The sequence below is a fragment of the Nguyenibacter vanlangensis genome, assembly GCF_013376155.1.
GTDB classification, from domain to species: Bacteria; Pseudomonadota; Alphaproteobacteria; order Acetobacterales; family Acetobacteraceae; genus Gluconacetobacter; species Gluconacetobacter vanlangensis.
The window spans coordinates 1-3,273 of sequence record NZ_JABXXP010000324.1; the positions used below are offsets into that span (position 1 = coordinate 1).

At 70.3% G+C, this 3,273-nt stretch carries 4 protein-coding genes; 2 read left to right on the top strand and 2 right to left on the bottom strand.

The genetic code is table 11. The annotated features are described in order from the left end of the window. Both dapE and HUK84_RS13175 read left to right on the top strand, forming a co-directional pair. Positions 1–1,034: succinyl-diaminopimelate desuccinylase (gene dapE, locus HUK84_RS13170; RefSeq protein WP_176640700.1), on the top strand; the 1,034-nt coding region annotated here is incomplete at its 5' end. After that, positions 1,031–1,678: a hypothetical protein gene (locus HUK84_RS13175; protein ID WP_176640701.1), complete on the top strand. Its 648-nt coding sequence runs from the start codon at positions 1,031–1,033 to the stop codon at positions 1,676–1,678. The genes dapE and HUK84_RS13175, both read left to right, overlap by 4 nt. A gap of 160 nt (positions 1,679–1,838) precedes the next feature. Here HUK84_RS13175 and HUK84_RS13180 read toward each other — a convergent pair whose 3' ends face one another. Next, positions 1,839–2,660, bottom strand: coding sequence for an ABC transporter permease (locus HUK84_RS13180; RefSeq protein WP_176640702.1), 822 nt, complete (start codon positions 2,658–2,660; stop codon positions 1,839–1,841). A 54-nt stretch (positions 2,661–2,714) separates the two neighbouring features. Further along, positions 2,715–3,273, bottom strand: a 559-nt coding sequence (locus HUK84_RS13185; RefSeq protein WP_176640703.1) for an ABC transporter permease, incomplete at its 5' end; no start/stop codon positions are given.

Below are 3,273 nucleotides of genomic sequence, written 5' to 3' on the forward strand. Positions count from 1 at the left end.
GCCTGGGCTTCACGGTCGTGGATTTGCCCTTCGGCGACGGCGCCCAGCGCACCCCCAACCTGTTCGCCCGGCTGGGGCAGGGGGCGCCGCATCTCTGCTTCGCCGGACATACCGACGTCGTGCCGCCCGGCCAGGCGGGCTGGAGCTGCGATCCGTTCGCGGCGGAATTGCGCGGCGGCATGCTCTATGGCCGCGGGGCCTGTGACATGAAGGGCGGGATCGCCGCGTTCGTGGGGGCCGTGGAACGGGTTCTGGCCTCCGGCCGGCCCCTTTCGGGGTCCGTCAGCCTGCTGATTACCGGCGACGAGGAAGGGGCGGCCGCGTTCGGCACCGTGAAGGTGCTGGAGTGGATGAAGGATTCCGGCCAGATCCCCGATTTCTGCCTGGTGGGCGAACCGACCAATCCGGAACGGCTGGGTGACGTCATCAAGATCGGGCGGCGCGGCAGCCTGAACGCGCGGATCGTGGTGCCGGGCATCCAGGGCCACGTCGCCTATCCGCACCGTGCCGACAATCCGGTGCACCGGCTGCTGGCGATCCTGTCCGCGCTGACGGCGCGGCCGCTGGACGAGGGCACGGACTGGTTCGAGCCGTCCAGCCTGCAGGTGACCAGTGTCGATGTCGGCAACGACGCCACCAACGTCATTCCCGGCCGGGCCGAGGCGCGGCTGAATATCCGCTTCAACGACCTGCATACCGGCCAGGGCCTCGCGGACTGGATCGCCGGTATCGTCACGGCCCACGCGCCGGCCGCCGAATTGCACGTGCGGATCAGCGGCGAGGCCTTCCGCACGGAGCCGACGCCCGAACTGGACGTGCTGGTGGCGGCGATCCGCGGCGCGACGGGGCGAACCCCGCGCCTGGACACGGGTGGCGGCACGTCCGATGCCCGGTTCATCAGCCGCTATTGCCCGGTGGCGGAATTCGGCCTGGTCGGGGCCAGCATGCACAAGGTGGACGAGCATGTGCCCGTGAGCGACCTGCTGGCGCTGACGGACATCTATGCCGCGTTTCTGGAAAGGTTGGTGGGATGATGCAGGGACGCGGGGTGAAGCAGGGGCCGCTGCCCGGCAGTCCCGGCGCGATTTTCCGCGGCATGGCGCTGCTGGGACGGGGGCGGCGCGACGGCATGAACTGCTTCGGCGCGACTGCCGATTCGGTCCTGACCGCGCTGGCGCCGCGCGTGGCGCTGTGGCTGGTTGGCAGCCTGCTGACGCTCGCCCATGCCCCGACCGCGATCAACGGCACCAAGATCCTGCTGTCGCTGTGCCTGGTACTGGCCCCCACGCTGGTCACCCATCAACTGGCCCAGCTATGGGGGCGGCAGGCCCTGTGGCCGCGCTATATCACCGCCGCCCTGTGGTGCGACTGGCTGGTGCTGTTCATCATGCTGGGCACCGTTGCAGTCCTGGGCACCGTCCTGGGTATGGCCCTGCCGCGCGGTATCGGGGCGATCGGCGCCGGAGTGATCCTGAACGGCGTCGTCATCGTCTATAATCTGTGGCTGACCTGGTTCGTCGCCCGGGTCGGGCTGGCCCTGGGCGCCTGGCGGGCCGTGCTGCTGGTGCTGGCCATCGTCGCCGTGTTCCTGGCGCTGAGCGAATTGTCGGTCGTGCTGCCGCCGCATTACGCGCCATGGCAGGATTTCCTGGCGATGCCGCCGCCCGAATCGCGGTAAAGCGAATCGCGGTAGCGCGACAGGCGGGCTCGGTCGTGCGGCCGCGCCCGTGATCGTCCACTGCGCGACCGGATCGCCGCCGTGCCACGCGGCGATGATCGCGCGGCTGTCCAGCCCCGCAGGGCGGGCGCGATGTTTTCCAGCGTGGCCAGGAAGGCATTCACGACGGGCCGCTTCGTTCTCCCAGCCCGTCCCGCAGCCCGTCGCCTAGGCAGTTGAGCCCGATGACGCTCAGGGCGATCGCCAGGCCGGGAAAGAGGCAGGGCCAGAAGGCGGCGCCGAGCGCATTGCGCCCGTCGCTCATCATCGTGCCCCATTCGGGCATTGGCGGCTGCGCGCCCAGGCCAAGGAAGGACAGGCTGGCGGCGGCCAGCACGACCGTGCCGGAACTGAGTGTCGCCTGCACCAGCAGCGGCCCGGCGGCATTGGGCAGGATATGGCGGAGGACGATCCGCGTCCGGCTGGCCCCCAGGACCCGCAGCGCCTCGACCCAGGTGGCGTGGCGCAGGCTGGCCGTCAGGTTGCGCGCCAGGCGCACATAGGCAGGCACGGAAAACGCCGCGATGGCCAGCAGCGCATGGAACAGCCCCGGGCCGAGAAGGCTGACGACGAGCAGCGCCAGGATCAGGCCCGGAAAGGCGAACAGCACGTCCGAGATCGTCATGATCGCCCCGTCCAGCCAGGCAGGCGCCATGCCCGCCGCCAGCCCCAGCGGGATGCCGATGCCGGCGGCCACCGCCAGGCTGACCAGGATCTCCAGGATCGTCAGGCGCAGCCCGTGGACCAGGCGCAGCAGGATGTCGCGGCCGAACGCATCCGTCCCGCAGGGGTGGGCGAGCGAGGGCGCCTGCAGCACGTGATAGAGGTCCTGCGCCGCCGGATCGCCGCCCAGCAGCATGGGCCCGAACAGGGCGGCAAGCAGCCCGCCGCCGCACAGCAGCACGCCCAGGATCAGTTCCGGGCTGAGGCGCGGGAACGTCATGTCTCGGGCACGCTGCGCGTACATTTCTACCGTTTCCACCTGGCCGTCCCCATGTCAGTGCCCGCGCTGGCGGGGATCGAGCCGCATGATCGCCAGTTCGGCCAGCAGATTGATGACGAGCACCCCCAGGACCGAAAGCAGGGTTACGCCCTGGATCACCGGATAGTCGCGATAACGCACGGCATCGACCAGCAGGCGGCCGATCCCCGGCCAGTCGAACACGGTCTCGGTCACGACGGCGCCGCTGATCAGGCCGCCCAGGTTCAGCCCCGCCACCGTGACCACCGGGACCATGGCGTTGCGCAGGGCATGACGCGTCATGATCCGCCAGGGCGGCAGCCCCTTGGCGCGGGCGGTGCGGATATAATCCTGGTCCAGGATCTCGCACAGGCCGGCGCGGGTCATGCGCAGGATCAGCGCGGTCGGCAACAGCGCCAGGACGGATGCAGGCAGGACGTAGTGCCGCCAGTCCCCCGCCCCCATCAGCGGCAGCCAGTGCAGGCGGACGGCGAACAGTTCCATTCCCAGAAGGGCGACCCAGAAGCCGGCGAGCGAGGACCCGACCAGGGTCGCCGCCATCAGCAGCCGGTCCGGCCATGCCCCGGCCCGCGCG

What these genes read in the sequence shown, in the direction of transcription:
- HUK84_RS13175 (WP_176640701.1), top strand. Translation starts at nt 1,031, where the DNA reads ATGATGCAGGGACGCGGGGTGAAGCAGGGGCCGCTGCCCGGCAGTCCC.
- HUK84_RS13180 (WP_176640702.1), bottom strand. Translation starts at nt 2,660, where the DNA reads ATGACGTTCCCGCGCCTCAGCCCGGAACTGATCCTGGGCGTGCTGCTG.